Below are 16,935 nucleotides of genomic sequence, written 5' to 3'. Positions count from 1 at the left end.
ACTTATACGACACAAATAATAGCTTTTATTTAAAGGACATGTTATATTTGCTACATGCTTTTTAATACTATCATCGGACAGCAACATATAAAAAACCATCTCACTATAAGTGTAGACAATGGTCGTATACCTCATGCTCAACTTTTTGTTGGTCCTGAAGGTTCTGGCACATTACCTATGGCCATTGCCTATGCTCAATATCTTTTATGTAATAATACAGAAGGAGAAAACACCAATGGAAATGCTGCATGCAACTTAAAGTTTAAAAACTTTTCTCATCCTGATTTACATTTTGCTTTTCCAGTAACGAGTAATGATAAAGTTAAAAAACACCCTGTTTCAAGTCATTTTTTAGAAGAATGGCGCGAAGTATTAAAGAAACAACCGTATGGCAATTTGTTTGATTGGTACAAAGCCTTAGGCGTTGATAACAAACAAGGTCAAATAGGTGTCGATGAAGCACTTGATATTGTTAAGGCTTTAGCACTAAAACCTTACGAAGGCGGTTATAAAATTATGATCATTTGGATGGCCGAGAAAATGAACACAGCGGCAGCCAACAAGCTATTAAAGCTCATTGAAGAACCCCCTAATAAAACGGTTTTTATCTTAATTGCTGAAGATGAAGAGCAAATAATTAGTACAATTAGATCACGCTGTCAAACCTTACATTTCCCGCCTTTAGCTGAAGTAGATATCAAAAATGCACTGATTAAAAACTACAATTTAAACGAAGCTGTTGCTACAAATTTAGCTCATCAAGCCAACGGAAACTACAACAAAGCCTGTGATTTGGTTTATCATGATAGTGAAGATACACAGTTTGAAAATTGGTTTATTTTTTGGATTCGTGCTGCTTTTAAAGCGAAAGGGAATAAAGCCGCCATTCATGACTTAATTTCCTGGAGTGAAGACATTGCAAAAACAGGAAGGGAAACTCAAAAACTGTTTTTAAATTTCTGTCTGGATTTTTTCAGACAAGCCCTATTATTGAATTATAATGCAGAAGCACTCGTTTATATGGATATTAAAAATGAAAAATTCGATTTAAAGAATTTTGCACCCTTTGTTCATAATAACAATATTCTTGAAATTTCGAGTGAACTACAGGATGCTATTTATCATATAGAGCGCAATGGAAATTCAAAGATTATCTTAACAGATTTATCTATAAAACTAACGCGGTTACTTCATAAAAAATCTGAATAACTGATTGTTTTGAGTCGGTTGTCTTTTACCGTTGGTGGTGAAATAAAAGAGGCATAGGTGGACTTTTGATTACATTAAAACAACTCTATTATATTGAAATACAGCTTTTTAACGGATTATTTCTCCATATTAAGGTTTAAAATCCATACCTCTTTTAAAAAGGGACTCTTTATAAATGCTTTTCTAAGCATAAACACATCGTAAAAGTTTTCAGAATTAAAAAGATAGATGTAATATTTTTCTTGCGACGTGTCTTTAAAGATCTTAGAATTAAGCCCTTTTTCTAATAATTCTTTCTGGTTCTTCACTGCATTGTCTAAATCATAGACTAAACTTGCAATAATATAGTAGCCTCTAGCCACACCTTCAATAAATGTTGGTTCTTGGTTAAGAATACGCTTAAAATTCTGTGTTTCGTAAATGTAATCGTCTTTGGTAAGTAATTTCTTATAATTTTCTCTATTTAAGACTAAACTACTCACTAATGGTGTTTTAAAAGCTGCTTCTGGCTGGTAAATGGTGGTGTCTCTAGCCAAATCTGCTCCTTGTTTCTTTCTAAGCCATATGGGCAGTGTTTTTTCTTTCTCTACAACCTTAGGTATATAATCACTTTTTGTTTCGTTGGTTTTACTTTGAGGTGATTCTGCACTGTTTATTGGTCGAAACACTCTTTTATCTTCATTTTGTTTTTTAGGACTAAACTTTTGATAGCCTTCGCTATGGTCTTTGTTTTTTAGTGCTTCTTTTTTACTTTTCTTTGGCGCAGCTTCTGCTATAGTAATCGTCTTTTCAAATTCTGAAATAGAAACAATTTCTACCGCTTTCTGTTCTTTGTAATAGGTTTGACTTATTTCAGTTTGAAAGGCTGTAAAGAATAAATAAAACCGATCTGCTTTAGTATTAAAGGACATTTCTACTTCTGTAGTATTATTATCGACTAAAGGTTGTGAAGACTCTGGTAAATCCATGGAAATAATATCAAATCCTAAGGTGTTTTCACTATTAGGAAAACGTTTTAATGAAACATTATTTTCATAAGTAATTTTACTATTAAAAAAGTTGTTTCTGGGTCTTTCATTAGTATTCAATAGCAAGACACGTTTAGCTGCTGGATTAACAAAAAGGCACTCATCCTCCTTTAGAGCAGAGTCTCCCTCTAATGCCGCAAAAGTTAATGCTGTTTTAACGTCTCCCTTTTCTAATGACTTGAAATTACTAAATTTTAGTTTTACAGGTTCTCCACTCACGTGTGCAAACCCATTATAAGTGGTTATGTATTTAGGGTTTTTTGTTGGTGCTTCGTAAACGACGTATAGCAGCCATCCTGCTGCACTTCCCCCAGAAACAAACCCCTGTGTAGCAGCAACATTAGCGACAGTATATTCACCATTTATAGTCCCTATATTTTTAAGTAATTTAGTAACATCTGCCATACACGCATAAGGAGAATTAAGTGTAAAAGCAACCTCTCTAGCTCCATCAAAAATGACTGTTCCGTCAATGTCTTTATAAGTACCGTTTGGTGTTTTGAACTTAATCTTACTAATTTTATCCCGTTTATGTTCTCGTTTTCCCTGAAAGAGAAATTGCCCGTTAGATTCTTTTCTAGACCCCTTTTCATAACTATAAGTAGCACTCCAGTATAAAGCAGCATACTTAATATTTGTTTGGTTTTTAGGTAGTGTTAAATGTGCCGTACTTGAGCTGAATGTTGTTGTATCGTTATCCACATCAACATAGACCATGTCGATATCATCATTAGTTAAAGTGGTGTCGTTAAAAGGTTCTTTTGCATCTTTACTTAAAATATTGTTACCAATAACCACAGCATCTCCATAAATATAAAACTCATTTTGAGTTTTAAATGGAATAGCCTCTTGAGCGATTAGATAACCAAACAAAGTAAAGAGAACGAGAGACAGCCAAGTGGTTTTACTCATCATCTTAAAATAGAATAATTAATAGCGTTAAATTATACTACCTAAATATAGTTAAATATTCAATGCCTTTGAAATGTATGAGATTAATGCATAAAAAAAGCGCTGAACGGTAAGTTCAGCGCTTTTAAGACAATGTTTATAATTCTATTTTTTGTACTGAGCATCAATCTCTTTCAAAATAACCGCTGTTAAATCTGCAGCTTCATCGCCATATAAAACGGTTCCAGCAGCTTCATTAGTTCCTAAAATAAACTTGTACCCATTAGTTTTACCATATTCTTTTACTGTGGTTTTCATTTTAGAAATAACCGAATCAATTTCTGTTTGGTAAGCCGTTTGCAATTGCTGCTGCTCTCCCTGCATTCTTTGTTGATACTGTTGAGCTTTCATTTGAAACGGTTGCATCATCTCTTGTTGCTTTTCTTGAGATAACTTTGCCGCCTGACTTTGTAATGCCTGGTATTCCATTTGGTAACTTTTACCAATACTATCTACTCGCTTTTTAAACGATTCGTTTAAAGCTTCATATTTAGACTCGATGTCTTTTTTCTCTTGGATGTCATTAATGACTTTTCCATTATCAACATAACCTATTTTCTGTTGTTGACAAGAGGCTAATGTTACAATTGCTATTACCGCTAAAATTAAATTTTTCATTTTTATGTTTTTAAGTGTGGTGCAAAAGTATAAAAGTAGATTTACATTTTCTGAAATAAATGAGTCAGAATTTTAGACTATAAGCATTTATTATAGTAAAATTTAGATTTAATAATTATCTCCTATTGAAAACGACTTCAAATAAAGCCTTTTAAGCCTTTATTAAAAAACCTTAAGGCGTTACGTTGTTTTGGCACAAGTACTAAGCACAATAATTCTAAAAATAAGTTTTAGCTGTTTTTAATCACATAAATGAGCGAAGAATACTCTCCAGAGTGTTTTGCTTTCAAATTTGATTGTAAACCAACAAAAAAAGCGCGAACAAGATTCATGGATTTATTTTTATATTTTTCAGAAAGCAGACTCACATAAAAAGCATCGAAAACCATAGGATGCGTTTCAACGACCTTCATCTGTTCTTTTTTAAATAATGCTTTAATCGAGGTTTGAGAAAAGTGCCAAAGATGTCTTGGCACATCATAAGCGGCCCAGAAATTTTTATAAAAGATCGCATCGTGGCTTTTGTAATTAGGCACCGCAATAACTAATGTGCCTTTTGGTTTTAGTAAACGTTTAAAAACAGAAATCTGTTCTTCAAGATTTGGTAGATGTTCTAAAACATGCCAAAGTGTAATCACATCGAAACTCTGGCTTTCAAATTTTGATAATTGCTCAGTACTAAAAACGTTGTTATTTGAATTCGTATTAGCGATAGATCTTGCTGCTTCATTTGGCTCTACCCCAAAAACACGCCACTGACCAGTTTGAGCCGTCTTTAAAAAGTCCCCCGTACCACAGCCAATATCTAAAAGCGTTTTGTCTTCAGTATTAAAACTATTAATCAACTTTAGTTTTCGTTTTAAAGAAATAGTTCTAATCTGATGATATGCTTTTTCAAACAAGTTACGTTTTGCATTTGTATGAGAAATATAATCTTCACTTTTATAATAGTCTGGTAATTTTTCTAGAGAAGGTTGTGGTGTCGTTTCTAAATAATCCATCTCTTGATTATGGATTAATTGAAACGTTTCTCCTGAAACAGAATGGTCTTGTACTTTGATGTAAGGTTGGTTTTTTGACGACACTAGTTAATGATTTTTTGAATCTTACTTTTAAAAATATACTCCGTAAAAAGCACAGTATTAAAAAATATACTGTTTTATGGTTTTAAACAACTCCTCTTTTGTTTTCCTTTTGATTTACTCCCATAAAATATTTCATAATTATAAGGAATTTGTTTTTAATACACCCAAGATATTCTTCAAAAGTAGATGTTGATACCAACATTGTTTTTACTGAACGCCTTGAACTTTGGTTGAACAACTTCAACGCTTTCTTCTCCTATACTAATTTTACATGCGATCAAACCAGTTTTATTTAGCATTTGAACCATCTAAAATTACTGATCCGAAATTATTAAACTAGGCTAATCGCGCAAAAGCCTTTTGCTAAAAAACAAACAACAAGCGTCCTCACAAAACTATAAAGACACTTTTTTAGATTACAACCATTACAATTTGAATCGTTATTTAAGGCTTTTAAAACAAACACTGTTTGAGTTCCACGTGGAACAAATATATTTTTTTCTAAATTATAATGTCATGCAAAGTAATAATAAAAACACATTAACTCGGTTAAAACCCCCGAATTTATAACGTTTAAAAACTAGCAAATCCCACGTTTCAATTAATTGATTACTCCCTAAAAAAGTATAATTTGCACTGTTGTGTAAATAAAATCAAGACGAAATTCCATGCTTTTTATAACATTAAATTTGTGTAAATTCTTTTTTTCTTCTCAATATATTCAGAATATTTCAATTGAATTTATGTTAGTGCTAGCTCGTCTTTATCAAAATTATATTATTGAAGATAGTTCTATAAGCCTTTAAATTGACCTAAATATTCTGCACTCATATTTGGTCTTACGAACAATTTAAACCTCCCCAATTATCCCGAAACATATCCTCATTCATTAGCATATAAAACAAAAATCGCCTCTACAACTATTAGCCCAATCGCTTTAAAATACTGAGCAAATTATAAAGAACGTTCTGTTTTTACTTCAATTATGCATAGATGTTTAACTAGTTAATACTAAATAACAAACTTTAAACCACAATCTAAAATCAGGAATACCCTGTATTAGCTTAGCTCTATTCCCTACTCTAAAGATGCTTTTTAGTTTAGGTTCCACGTGGAACAAATACATTCTAACGCAACTTATCGTCCCATATAAACTAACAACACAGAAACATCACTAGGTGAGACTCCACTAATTCTTGATGCCTGAGAAATCGTGACAGGCTGAATTTTGTTTAATTTTTCTCTCGCCTCTAAGCTCATAGACTGCAACTTTGAGTAATCAAAATTGGTTGGAATTTTAATATTCTCTAGTCGATTAAGTTTATCTGCATTGTTTTTTTCCTTCTCAATATAGCCAGAATACTTCACCTGAATTTCTGTTTGTTCTATCACTTCTCTATCCAAATCATGCTCTTGAATATAATTCTCAACAGCTTCAAATTGTCTTACATCTTCAATACCAATATTTGGTCTAGCAAACAATTTAAACATCTTTCCTTGCTGCGAAACCGTCGCAGAATCTTTAGCCTCTAACACCGGATTTGCCTCTTCAGCGGTTATACTAGTGTCTTTAAAAAACTGAACAAACTTTTCAGACTGCGCTCTTTTTTCTTCCATTCTGCGCAGACGCTTTTCGCTCGCTAAACCTAACTCATAACCTTTAGCTGTTAACCTGAAATCTGCATTATCTTGTCTTAGTAAGGTTCTATATTCTGCCCTCGAGGTAAACATTCTATAAGGCTCTTCTGTGCCTTTTGTAATTAAATCATCAACCAAAACACCAATATAAGCTTCGTCTCTTCTTAAGATAAAAGGATCCTTTTCCTGTACCTTTAAAGCTGCATTTATTCCCGCCATTAACCCTTGAGACGCGGCCTCTTCATAACCTGTAGTCCCATTAATCTGTCCAGCAAAATACAAGCCTTCAATTAACTTAGTCTCTAATGTATGTCTCAACTGTGTCGGCGGAAAATAATCATATTCTATGGCATAACCAGGCCTAAAGAATTTGACATTTTCAAAACCAACAATAGAACGCATGGCTTTAAATTGTACATCTTCTGGTAACGAAGTTGAAAAACCGTTAACATACATTTCACAGGTATCCCACCCTTCTGGCTCAACAAATAATTGATGCCTGTCTTTATCTGCAAAACGATTAATTTTATCTTCAATACTAGGACAATATCTAGGCCCTAAACTTTTAATTCTACCATTAAACATTGGAGAACGATCAAAACCTTCGCGCAATAAATCATGCACCAAAGCACTCGTATAGGTCATGTGACAAGAGCGCTGTTTCTCTAAAGGTTTTGTTATATCTAAATAAGAAAATTTCTCTGGATTAACATCCCCAGGCTGTTCAACCATTTTAGAATAATCTAAAGAACGACCATCAACTCTTGGTGGTGTTCCGGTTTTCATTCTCCCAGATTCAAAACCCAAACCTACAAGCTGTTCTGTAATTCCTGTCGCCGCTCTTTCACCGGCTCTACCCCCTCCAAAATTTTTATCTCCTATGTGAATTAATCCGTTTAAAAAAGTTCCATTTGTTAGCACCACGCTTCTTCCTTTCACTTCAATTCCCAGAGAGGTTTTTACACCTACAACAGTTCCATTTTCCACGATCAAACCAGAAACCATTTCTTGATAAAAATCAAGGTTTGGAGTTTGCTCCAAAAGCAACCGCCAATCTTCAGCAAAACGCATACGGTCACTTTGAACTCTCGGGCTCCACATGGCAGGTCCCTTAGATTTATTCAACATCTTAAATTGAATGGCAGAGGTGTCGCTCACGATTCCTGAGTAACCCCCAAGCGCATCAATCTCCCGAACAATCTGTCCTTTAGCAATACCTCCCATAGCAGGGTTACAAGACATTTGAGCAATGTTTTGAAGACTCATAGTAATAAGCAACGTTTTGCTACCCATATTTGCTGCTGCTGCAGCTGCCTCACTTCCTGCGTGACCAGCTCCAACGACAATAACATCATATACTTCGTTAAACATAATATTCTCTATTTGCGAAACGTTTCAATTAAATGAAACGCAACATATAAAACTTCAATTAACTGTTCCACGTGAAACAATTAAACCTTGTTATTCTTTAAAAATGGCTAACTAACTTGTTAGCCTATTACATAGTAATTGTTCCACGTGAAACAATTGGGATTTCTTAAAATTTCAGTTTGCAAATATACATCTAATTAGGAAACTTTAATTTAGCTCATTAAGATAGAAATTTTCTTTCTCCCGCATTAACTTTGCATCCGCTTCAGATTTATCTTTATAGCCACAATAATGTAAAATGCCATGAATAATAACGCGATGCAATTCAGTTTCAAAATCAACCTCAAAATCATTAGCGTTATCTGCTACTCTCTCAGTAGATATAAAAATATCGCCATGTAGTGTTTTTCCTACTGAGTAGTCAAAGCTAATAATATCGGTAAAGGTGTCGTGATTTAGAAATTCAACGTTGAGTTTATATAAATAATCATCGTCACAAAACACATAATTAATCTCCTCTTCTGTACAGCCTTCTAATCTAATTACACTAGAAATCCAGTTTGACACACGAACCTCATTTGGTAATTTAAAATCGTTCTCGTAATTAAAACTAATCATTCTTTTTTTTAAAATACTCTTGTACTTTCTCTTTATAAATTTGCTGCAAAGGTAAGGCTTGTTTATTCAAAATTTCAGTCGTGTTAAAATATTCTTTTGCAGTAGGCAATTGATTATTCGTTGTGTTTTCAAACACTTTTTTATTCGTTTCAGATTTACGTTTTGTATCTTGACCTTGTTCAAAAGTTGCCTTTTCTAGCTTTAATAACTGATGCTGCAAATTCATCATTTTCGTTAATGTTTCATTAGTAAATCCTTTATTTATTAAATCCATTTCCACATTTTCCATGTCTTTTAATAATTGCTTTGCTTCTCTAGAATCCCCTTCACCCATTTTATCTTCCAACAAACGTTCTTCAAGAGCCTGACGAATAAGTTGTTGTTGTTGATAAATGCGATACAATTCACCATTTACATCTTCATTAAATCCATCTTTTCCTAATGTATTACCTCCTTTACCTTCACCTTGTTTACTACCCTCTTTAGCACCCTTGCCTTTCTGTCCTTCCTTACCGTCCTCACCACTTTCTCCCTTTTCGCCAGGCTCTCCCTGATCTCCCGGTTTCTCTCCTTTCCCTTCTTGCTCTCCTGGTTTATCTCCAGGCTTATCACCAGAACCATCTTTAGGTTTGCCCTGGTCGCTCTTTTTCATGCCCTCTTCCATTTGTTTATTAAGCTCTTCTTGACTCATAATAATATCTGGTAATGGCATGCCGCCCTCACCACTTCCAGAACCAGGAGAGGGCATCGCATTTTGAAGATTGTCTAAAGTTTCACTTAAAAAGTCGGCCAAATTATTTGCCGCTGTTACTGTATACTGCTGTGCGCTAACCCCTCGATATAAATCATTTTCCGCCAATAAATCTAAAGCCTTATCTATATTAAAATAAACCTCTGATATTTCAGTATTAACCTGCTCTGATATTTTTGGTTGACGCAGCGACATCGCAAACAGACTATCATCTACATGCTCAAAATGGGTGCGCAATTCTTTTTGTCTTTTTAAATAGTTTGCATACTCATTATGGTTAATTTCTATAGTACTAAACTGATTCATAACCTTTTCTTCATCAAAAGAGAATAGTACCAGATTGTCCAAAATTTGCCGCAACATTTCGATATCTTCTTCTAAACCTTCCTGACTCGCTTGCCCCATTTGAGCTTGCATTTGCATACTCAGTTGTTTCATTTTTTGTGCCGCCGCTTTCTGACTTTTTTTAGCCTTTTCGTTACTCTCCTGCTTTTGTTTATCAGTTGGTGCCTGCTCTTTTTTATCTAATGCCTCAATCGCTTCTTTTTGATCTTCCTTAACATTCTCCTCTACATTTTCATTCCTTGGAAGCTTTAGCGGTTGCTTTAATGATTTGTTTTCTTTTTCAAGCGCCTCTAGTTGCTTCTGGATCTCCTTAAATTTTTGGTTTAGCTTTTCCTGTTTTTCCTTTGTATTCTTATCCTGCTCTTCATTCGCTAATTTATCTTGCTCTTTAGCTAAAGCATCTAACTCACTACCAATCTTTTCCATCTTTTTACTGATGTAATACCGCTTGGTCAGTTCTAACATTTGCTCTAAACTTCGCTTTTGGGTCTTCGCTTTTTTAGCTAACTGATCTAATTTTTCAGAGAAGGCTTCTTTATTAATTTTATCTTTTAGTTTTTCAAGTTCTTCTAAAAGCTTTTCGTCTTCTTTAAGTTGTTTTTCATTTTCTTTTAAACGTTCCTTTAAATCTTCTTTAAAGGCATCTTCTTTCTCATCATCTTTTTGAAAATCCTCTAAATTGTCTTGAAGCTTTTTATTGAATTCCTGCATCATTTGTTCTTGTTGCTTTTGACGCTTAATGAAATTCTCTAACTTTTTTTTATCATTAAAGTTAAGTTCAGATTTTTCCTTTTGAATTTTAGAAATTTCCTCTAATTCCTTTTCTTGTTTCTGAAATTGCTCTAAGGACTTATTCAGATCCTGAATGGTTTCCTTTTGCTCCTGTAACTGCTTTTTCTCCTCTTCATCACCCGTACGCTTTCTGTAACTAAACACACTGCTTTTTGTGCTTTTGTTACGACCCACAGCATCATTATCAAAAACTTCAAAATATAAATCATACACAATACCTTCAGTAACATTCAATTGATTGGGAAACGCGCTCACAAACTCACCAAAATTAGAACCAGAAATAGGAATCGGCTCATATTCTTTCCCAGTATCGCTTCCACTAGGATAATACACTAATTGCAGTTTACTTAATCCATAATCATCACTTACCTGTCCAAAAAAATATAAGGATTGCTGATCTAAAGAGTCCACTTTAGATTGCAATTTTAACTCTGGATACTCATCACGAACCACGGAAATATTAAATGCTAAATTCTCATAATCTTTCAAATGCTTATTACTCGTAGCTATGCTGTAATCATAATCACTCAGCAAGCGTTTACTCGACACGTATTCACCCTTTTTAACGTTAGTAAATGCTAACGTGTCGCTTCCGTATAAGCGCACCTCGTCAGTCGCTTTCGTTTTTAATTTCCAGGTTACCGACGTACCTACTGGTACTATTGCGTTTCCTGTGCTCTTTAATACTTCATCCCGTTTATTGGTATAGCTTGGATAATCTAAAACCATATCAAAGCTCAAAAGCGTTGGTACCTCTGCCACCTTTATGGTATAAGGCTTTGAAGTCACATTATTAGCCATTAAATTAAAAGTAATATCATTTTTGGGCTGCTCGAAAACATACTCAAAATTCCCTAAATCTTGCTGTTGCAAATAATACGTTTCATTATTAAATCTAATTTGAGCCGTTTCTGGAATGACCTCTCCTGCTGTTTTAACAATCAATCTAAAGGTTTTATTCTCTACAGCTTCCAAATCTTCATTTAAAACAAAAAATTGAAATGGTGCTGGCGGTTCATAAGCCGTTTGATAATTAACCACACGCTCATAACTGTCACTAAACCAATTCGTTTTTCCTGATAACACGACGATTGCTATAATTAATAATGGTATTGCCGCATATTTCAAATATTTGGCGTTTTTCTTAAAATTAATGGCCAGTTTGAAAGGAATCGGACTTAACTCGTCTGATTTCTGGTTGATACTCGCTAATAGCAGCTCAGAATCAGAAGTCCCGGCATTCAATTGAAGCACATTTAATAGTTTGTCATTTACTTCTGGAAAATGATTTCCAATAAGTTTTGAAGCCGCTTCATAATCAATGCCTTTTTGAAGCTTAAATAGCTTCCCTAATGGCGTAATAATAAACTTAATGAACAAAGCAAATTCCACCAAAACAAATAACCAAAACAGTACCGTTCTTGCTGAAGAATTCAACCATAGGAAATGCTCAATTAATAAGGTCATTATAAAATACAATAGCCCTATGCTAAAAAACAGAATGGTTCCTTTAATGAGTTCGTTAGTATAATATTTACTAATAAACTGTTCTAATTTTGATTGTATGGTTTTGAAATTATTCAATATGATATGAATTTTAAGTGTCTCTTTGGGCGGAATAAAAGTATCTAAAACTACGCCGTAATAAGACATAATATGTTGTTTCTTATGTTCTAACTTACTAAAATACAGTTTTATTTTATAAAAAAATTGTTTAGATTTATAATCTATTGTTAATATTAAACAGCGTTCCATTATAGCGGAAACGCAGAAATATAATTTTTAAATGAAAGATTTAAAATACATCGCTGCTTTTTCGATACCTCTAGTGGCTTTAATTGGCTTATATTTTCAAGGAATATATACTTTTTTAACGCCTATTTACGCCTTTGGAATCATTCCGGTTTTAGAATTGCTACTACCAATACAAACTAAAAATTTAACAGAAGATGAAGTGGCATCCAGTCTAAAAAGAAAAGTCTTCGATTGGCTGCTATATCTCAATTTACCAGTGGTTATGGCTTTAATTATCTATGGCTTAACCATCGTTTCAAATGATGCTTTAGCAACCTACGAATTTATTGGGTTGATTATTTCCTTGGGTATTGTTCTAGGCACAAATGGCATTAATGTTGCTCACGAATTAGGACATAGACAAGCTACAAACGAACGTTTTATTGGCAAAGCTTTGCTTCTCCCTTCATTTTACATGCACTTTTATATTGAGCATAATTTCGGCCATCATTTACACGCTGCAACACCTGAAGATCCTGCAACAGCACGCTACAATCAAAGTGTGTATTCTTTTTGGTTAACCTCTACAGTGAGACAATATTTTAACGCGTGGACCATTCAAAAGCAGCGGCTTAAAAACAACAATCAATCCTTCCTTTCTGTAAAAAACGATATGCTTTGGTATACTGTTCTTCAATTAAGTTATTTGGCTGTTATTTTTACTTTCTTTGGTAAAATAGGGCTCATTTTTGCTGTGCTATCAGGAATTGGCGGTTTTATTATGTTAGAAACTGTTAATTACATCGAACATTACGGTTTATTAAGGCATAAAACAAAATCAGGCCGCTACGAACGTGTTCGCGAAATGCACTCGTGGAATTCTAACCATGTTGTTGGACGAATTGTGCTTTATGAACTAACAAGACATAGCGATCACCACTATAAATCATCTAAAAAGTATCAAATTTTAGATTGCCACGATGAGAGTCCGCAAATGCCTTATGGTTATCCAACCTCTATGGTATTAGCTTTAATCCCTCCTTTATGGTTTAAAATTATGAATAAACGCGTGCCGCGCCAAATGGTTGCAGGATAGACCCGCTATAAATAATTGCACGTGATTTTATAAATCTTGTACACGCTCTCTTTCATCTTTAGACTTATCACTCTATCTTTGTGGTTATAAAACAACGCTTCGGCTGCGCTTCGTGTGACAGTTGTTGATTAAAATTAAAACATGTCTAAAAACGTTCGTGTGCGCTTTGCACCAAGTCCAACTGGGCCTTTACATATTGGAGGCGTCAGAACAGCCCTTTTCAATTACTTATTTGCTAAAAAACATCAGGGAACTTTTATTCTAAGAATAGAAGATACCGATCAAACCCGCTATGTTGAAAGCGCAGAAAACTATATTGTAAACGCTTTAAACTGGTGTAATATCCCATTCGATGAAGGACCAGGTAAAAACGAAAAATTTGGACCTTATAGACAAAGTGAGCGAAAGCATTTATACAAGCAATACGCCGATGCATTAATCATTAGTGGCAATGCTTATTACGCCTTTGATACTACTGAAGGGCTTGATTACCATAGAGCAGATCACGAAGCGAAAGGGAAAACCTTTATCTATAATTGGCATAACCGCTTAAAGTTAAATAACTCATTATCACTCACTTCAGAAGAAGTCAATGCAAAATTAGAGGCAGGGGATGATTATGTGATTCGTTTTAAATCACCTCAAGATGAAACCCTTCATTTAAAAGATATTATTCGCGGTGATATAAAAATAGATACGAATGTTTTAGATGATAAAGTCTTGTTTAAAAGTGATGGAATGCCAACCTATCACCTTGCAAATATTGTAGACGATCATTTAATGGAAATCTCTCACGTTATCCGCGGTGAAGAATGGTTGCCAAGCTTAGCGTTACATATGCAATTATATACTGCTTTTGGTTGGCAAGCCCCACAGTTTGCACATTTACCTCTAATTTTAAAACCTACAGGTAAAGGAAAGCTAAGTAAGCGAGATGGGGATAAATTAGGCTTCCCGGTATTTCCTCTAGAATGGCACCCTGAAGAAGGTGACGCCTCTAAAGGTTATAAAGAAGAAGGTTATTTCGCTGATGCCGTTATTAATTTTCTCGCCTTTTTAGGCTGGAACCCTGGTACAGAACAAGAGCTTTTTGACTTAGAGCAATTAACGCATGCTTTTGAATTAGAACGTGTGAATAAAGCGGGCGCTCGTTTTGATCCAGATAAAATTAAGTGGTTTAATCATCATTATATGCAGGAGCAGGATAATGCGGTTTTAGCTGAAGCATTTCAGAAACAGCATTCAGAACTAAAAACTATTGATGTTAATTATATTGCATTAGTAATAGGCTTAATAAAAGAACGCGCTACGTTTATAAGCGACTTTTGGGAGTTAAGTAGCTTCTTCTTTAAAGCACCAGAAAACTTTGAGGCAAAAGCGTCAAAAAAAGCATTTAAAGACGATACAAAAGGTTTGATGACAGAATTAGTAGCCATCATTTCTAAAATTGATGCTTTTGAAATAGAAACCCTTCAAAAAGAGATCAAAGGATGGATTACAGGAAATGACATTGGCTTTGGCAAAGTAATGATGCCGCTGCGAATAGCATTAGTTGGTGATTTAAAAGGTCCTGATGTTTTTGATATTATGTTTATGATAGGCAAAAGCGAAACGATTAGCCGTATCGAAAAAGTTATAGCAACACTTTAGTCTGCTTATCAGTAAACCTCTTACTTAGAAAATATTTAAATAGAAAAGAGGCTGTCTAAAAAGACTTTTAAATTTACTTTGTCAGGTTGCCCTTGTCGAAACTAATATTGATTACCAGTAGGTTAAAATATTTCGACAGGCTCAATATGACAATGAACTCGTCTTTTTAGACAACCTCTTTTTTTATTTTAAAGGGCATTACATTAAAATTATTCTTTTACAAACTTCAGTATCGTCTCTACGCCATTAAATTTAATAAAATAAGTACCTGTTGCTAAGCTTGAAACATCTAAGGTGTTTTCTGAAACATTTACTTTTTCTTCTTTCACTTTTTGACCTAACATGTTAAAAATAGTAACATCATACTCTTGCGTAATATTCATAAAAGTAAGCCTTCCGTTTGTAGGGTTTGGAAAAATTGAAATTGAAGTCGTTTCAAATTCATCTACGCTCAAATTACAAGTATATGATGGTAAGCTATAACCTTGTGCTGTAAATCTAGTGGTCATTGCCTGAATATCTTCACAGGTGAAACCTTGTGCTGTTCCCATATCTATTGCGGCTTGTCTTACGGCAATTGCAGCATTTTGTTGGTTCGTACTACTGTTAGTCATTCCTAAACCTAACAAAAAGGCTTTATCTGTTTTTTCACGACCTATATCCTCCCATATTTCCATTAGTGTCGTCGCCCACATTTGTCCGTCTGAATGAATCGAGCCAGTTAAACCACCAGGATATTGTGCACCATAAACAGTAGATCTCCCATTCCAACAGACATTGTGTCCGTCCCATCCAAAAACCCAATTTTTAGCTGGATCACTAATAGACCATAACCCCAAACTTCTTTTGTACGAATTTGCCCAATAATCACCAGAACCTTCACTTAAACCATCCACTTGAGAAAGTCCTCCATTAGTCATCCAATCGTGTAAACCGTGTCCTAATTCATGTAAAATAACATCGGCGTCTTCTGCATCATCAACACAACCTTCTCCAAACACTAAGGTCCCACCAGAATAAAATGAATTATCGGCTCCATTAGCTCCATGAGGATCAAAACGAATAACTCCACCATTTTGCGAAGGGGCAAGATTAATTCCTAAGTCAATATTAATGTAGCGCATACTTTTATCTGTATGATAATAGGTGTTCACTGCTTCAAAGCCATCTTGTTGCCTGTTAAATTCAAAATTATTTGTTGATTGAATAAATAAGCCTTTATTAGGTGCATCTAATTCTGCTATTTCAGTATATGGCCCTCTCAGTCTGTATTGGCCAGCAGAAAGTTCTATATCCAATAGTGTTACCGCAGTTCTAGCCGCATCTAAACTAGCGTTTGTAGCATCATTACCGTCCACATATTGTCCGCCATAAGAATTTTGAGTTGCCGTTAAAGGATCTGTCTCAAAAACTAGTGCTGTGCCTGTAACCCTTGACACAGGAGTGTTTCGTTTCTTCTTATTTTTATCTTTATGATAATAAATTGCTACATCTTTAGCGCTTAATATAGCTCCTGTATGTGCATCAACAATTACTTCCCATGCTCCCGTTTTTTCATATGACAACACATAAATTCGGTATCCTAATTTGGTTTCTTTTAATTTGTTGTAAACAAAAAGTTGGTTTTCCTGTTGAATAACATCTGATGCCTTAACAACTAAATTATGTAATGCTAATTGCATTGCTTCGTCTTCAGAAATACTTGGAACAGTATTAATATCTAAAACTGTTTTATCATAACTACTTAAGTGATATGTCACTTTATCGCTATTAGAAACATGTACAGTGACTTCAGCATCATACACCTGAACCCCATTTAGCATTTGGTAAAAACGAAAAGTTTCTCCAGCCAAACTTGCTTTACTAAATAACATATCAAAGCTGTGATTCGGTTTCACTTCAAGCTTTACCTTATTGTTTTCGAGCCAATTTCGAGCAGTAATTTGTTTCTTACTTTGTGCAGATAAAAGCGTTATGCTGCTTACTATTGCAATGACTATAAAGCGTAATTTTTGTTTCATTGCTGTATAATTTTAATTAATTCTTGTG

General features: G+C 34.3%; 10 protein-coding genes. 3 read left to right on the top strand and 7 right to left on the bottom strand.

The genetic code is table 11. From position 1 onward, the window contains the following. The first annotated feature begins 54 nt into the window (after nt 1–54). Nucleotides 55–1,209 (top strand): ATP-binding protein, encoded by a 1,155-nt coding sequence (locus GQ46_RS09865; RefSeq protein ID WP_044401183.1) that lies wholly within the window; start codon nt 55–57, stop codon nt 1,207–1,209. A gap of 116 nt (nt 1,210–1,325) precedes the next feature. On the opposite strand, the gene GQ46_RS17145 is transcribed toward GQ46_RS09865, so the two are convergent. From GQ46_RS17145 to GQ46_RS09835, 6 genes are all read right to left on the bottom strand, one after another. Next, nucleotides 1,326–3,149 carry a hypothetical protein gene (locus GQ46_RS17145; protein ID WP_156133135.1) on the bottom strand — a complete coding sequence of 608 codons (1,824 nt, stop codon included), beginning with the start codon at nt 3,147–3,149 and terminating at the stop codon, nt 1,326–1,328. A gap of 144 nt (nt 3,150–3,293) precedes the next feature. Next, nucleotides 3,294–3,806, bottom strand: coding sequence for an OmpH family outer membrane protein (locus tag GQ46_RS09855; RefSeq protein WP_044401181.1), 513 nt, complete (start codon nt 3,804–3,806; stop codon nt 3,294–3,296). 230 nt (nt 3,807–4,036) lie between these two features. After that, nucleotides 4,037–4,891, bottom strand: a complete 855-nt coding sequence (locus GQ46_RS09850) for a class I SAM-dependent methyltransferase (protein ID WP_044401179.1) — start codon at nt 4,889–4,891, stop codon at nt 4,037–4,039. Between the two features lie 1,137 nt (nt 4,892–6,028). Continuing rightward, nucleotides 6,029–7,900 (bottom strand): tRNA uridine-5-carboxymethylaminomethyl(34) synthesis enzyme MnmG, encoded by a 1,872-nt coding sequence (gene mnmG, locus GQ46_RS09845; RefSeq protein ID WP_044401177.1) that lies wholly within the window; start codon nt 7,898–7,900, stop codon nt 6,029–6,031. 207 nt (nt 7,901–8,107) lie between these two features. After that, nucleotides 8,108–8,518 carry an rRNA maturation RNase YbeY gene (gene ybeY / locus GQ46_RS09840; protein ID WP_044401175.1) on the bottom strand — a complete coding sequence of 137 codons (411 nt, stop codon included), beginning with the start codon at nt 8,516–8,518 and terminating at the stop codon, nt 8,108–8,110. After that, nucleotides 8,511–11,990, bottom strand: coding sequence for a DUF4175 family protein (locus GQ46_RS09835; protein ID WP_044404863.1), 3,480 nt, complete (start codon nt 11,988–11,990; stop codon nt 8,511–8,513). Before GQ46_RS09835 ends, ybeY begins: the two co-directional genes overlap by 8 nt. A 202-nt stretch (nt 11,991–12,192) precedes the next feature. Here GQ46_RS09835 and GQ46_RS09830 point away from each other — a divergent pair, with 202 nt between their 5' ends. After that, on the top strand, nt 12,193–13,236 hold the full coding sequence (locus tag GQ46_RS09830) for an alkane 1-monooxygenase (RefSeq protein WP_044401174.1): 1,044 nt from the start codon (nt 12,193–12,195) through the stop codon (nt 13,234–13,236). Between the two features lie 141 nt (nt 13,237–13,377). Next, nucleotides 13,378–14,886 (top strand): glutamate--tRNA ligase, encoded by a 1,509-nt coding sequence (gltX, locus tag GQ46_RS09825; protein WP_044401173.1) that lies wholly within the window; start codon nt 13,378–13,380, stop codon nt 14,884–14,886. A gap of 209 nt (nt 14,887–15,095) precedes the next feature. Here the strand turns inward: gltX and GQ46_RS09820 are convergent, their stop codons facing one another. Continuing rightward, nucleotides 15,096–16,907, bottom strand: a complete 1,812-nt coding sequence (locus GQ46_RS09820) for a T9SS type A sorting domain-containing protein (protein ID WP_052503447.1) — start codon at nt 16,905–16,907, stop codon at nt 15,096–15,098. Nucleotides 16,908–16,935: the final 28 nt, after the last annotated feature.

The sequence above is a fragment of the Lacinutrix sp. Hel_I_90 genome, assembly GCF_000934685.1.
Classification (GTDB): Bacteria; Bacteroidota; Bacteroidia; order Flavobacteriales; family Flavobacteriaceae; genus Lacinutrix.
The sequence above is the reverse complement of the archived record's forward strand: the minus strand, read 5'-3'. Positions and strand labels throughout refer to the sequence as shown.

Coding starts and splice junctions, on each gene's coding strand:
- GQ46_RS09855 (WP_044401181.1), bottom strand. CDS start 3,806: ATGAAAAATTTAATTTTAGCGGTAATAGCAATTGTAACATTAGCCTCT.
- GQ46_RS09830 (WP_044401174.1), top strand. CDS start 12,193: ATGAAAGATTTAAAATACATCGCTGCTTTTTCGATACCTCTAGTGGCT.
- gltX (WP_044401173.1), top strand. CDS start 13,378: ATGTCTAAAAACGTTCGTGTGCGCTTTGCACCAAGTCCAACTGGGCCT.
- mnmG (WP_044401177.1), bottom strand. CDS start 7,900: ATGTTTAACGAAGTATATGATGTTATTGTCGTTGGAGCTGGTCACGCA.
- GQ46_RS09820 (WP_052503447.1), bottom strand. CDS start 16,907: ATGAAACAAAAATTACGCTTTATAGTCATTGCAATAGTAAGCAGCATA.
- GQ46_RS09865 (WP_044401183.1), top strand. CDS start 55: ATGCTTTTTAATACTATCATCGGACAGCAACATATAAAAAACCATCTC.
- ybeY (WP_044401175.1), bottom strand. CDS start 8,518: ATGATTAGTTTTAATTACGAGAACGATTTTAAATTACCAAATGAGGTT.
- GQ46_RS17145 (WP_156133135.1), bottom strand. CDS start 3,149: ATGAGTAAAACCACTTGGCTGTCTCTCGTTCTCTTTACTTTGTTTGGT.